The sequence below is a fragment of the Allobosea sp. P1_A7 genome (genome assembly GCF_056406775.1).
The window spans coordinates 1-1,573 of record NZ_JBFTZN010000547.1 but is presented as its reverse complement, the minus strand read 5'-3'; the positions used below and the strand labels follow the sequence as shown (position 1 = coordinate 1,573).

Sequence of the window (1,573 nt, the reverse complement as noted above, 5' to 3'; positions counted from 1 at the left end):
AAATAGGTCTGCTGGAGCCGCGCCGCGACTGCGGCACTGCCGAACCAGGCCTCGTCGGTACTGTCATAGCCGGTCTTGGCGAGCGCACCGAACTGGCGGCCGCCCTTGATCAGGTCCTTGGGGTCGAGCGTTCGGACAGCAAGCACGCCCCCCAGAGCCCCGGAGCCGAGCACGCTGGCGCCGCTGCCGCCGCGCAGCAGGTCGAGCGTGGACAACGCATCGAAGTCGAAGGCGTTGGTCGAACTGCGATCGATCCGGGTGTCGGTCAGGAACGGCTGCCTGATGCCGWCGACCGTGGTCAGCACGCGCGGGCCATCGAGACCACGAATATTGATGCTGTTATTCTGGCGATTGAAGCTGATGCCCGCTTCGACCCGGTTGGCCAGGTCGGAAATGCTCTGGACCTGCTGCCGGTCGAGTTCTTCGCGGGTCGTGCGGGTCGTCGTCGGCCCGGCGATCAGCGGCGCACCACTGATTCCCTCCCCCTGCACGGTAATGGTATCCAGAACGACGGGTCCCTCGGCCGATTGAGGAAAAACCGGCTGCTGCGCGGCCTGAACACGCTGCTGTGCACCAGCTTGTGACGCTGTCATCAACACAAGAACGCCGAGCGCCACGCCGCAACGCAGCCCGCCAGAATGCCCACCCATAGTCAGAACCCCGCCCCTGCCGGCGCTGCCAAGGGATTGGATGCGCAGCCTGCAGTTTAAAATTGCTGAAAACTAAGCTTTATCAATTCAGTAAAGCCAGCATTCGATAGAAATAGAGTCGAATTCTGTCAATCGATTCTCAACCGACGGAATAACAATAGAATCTATCTAATGGAGAAGCGTTCTAATTTATATTTATTCTATACTGCAGACATCACCCCGGAAATCAGCCCCACTCACGCCCTCCTCCCGATCTCGTGATTGCCGTGATCCGGCCGCAAAGCAGGTTGCGTATTGCAACGCACAAGCAGTCGCGCATCATGGCGCCAGACCGCTGCGGACATTGTTGATGATGCTCGACCGCCGGACCTTTCTCATGGGCTCAACTGCGCTCGCCGCAGCCGCTGCGGGCGCGCCCGGCCCTGCCTTGGCCGGCGATCTCGATGTCGTCGTCATCGGCGCAGGCGCAGCCGGCATCGCAGCCGCACGCGAACTGAAAGCGGCGGGACGCCAGGTCGTGATCATCGAGGCCCGCAACCGGGTCGGTGGCCGTGCCTTCACCGACACCTCGCTTGGCGCCGCCTACGACGCCGGCGCGATGTTCATCCACTGGGCGGAGCGAAATCCCTGGGTGAAGATCGCCGCCGATCTCGGTATCCCGACGCCGAATGAATCCTGGGGCAGCGGCTTCCAGGTTTTCGCCAACGGGCAACCGATGTCGGATGCCGAGCGGGTCAAACGGCGCGGCGCCTTCAGGCAAATCGACCGCAAGCTCGAAACCGTCGATATCTYGAAGCGCGATCTCTCGGTTGCGGAACTGCTCGGAGATCTCGGCCCGGATATGACGCCCGTCGCCACCTCCGGGTTGCTGCTCTCGATCGGTGAGGAATCCGATCGCATCTCGGCGCGCGACTACCAACGCC

2 protein-coding genes are annotated in these 1,573 nt (G+C 62.3%); one reads left to right on the top strand and one right to left on the bottom strand.

What is annotated here, in order from left to right:
* The coding region (locus tag AC1D34_RS37465) for a TonB-dependent receptor plug domain-containing protein (RefSeq protein ID WP_476827017.1) at positions 1-617 on the bottom strand (617 nt) is incomplete at its 3' end.
* 382 nt (positions 618-999) lie between these two features.
* On the opposite strand from AC1D34_RS37465, the gene AC1D34_RS37460 reads away from it, so the two are divergent.
* Positions 1,000-1,573 (top strand): FAD-dependent oxidoreductase (locus AC1D34_RS37460; RefSeq protein ID WP_476827016.1); only part of this gene is annotated, 574 nt, incomplete at its 3' end.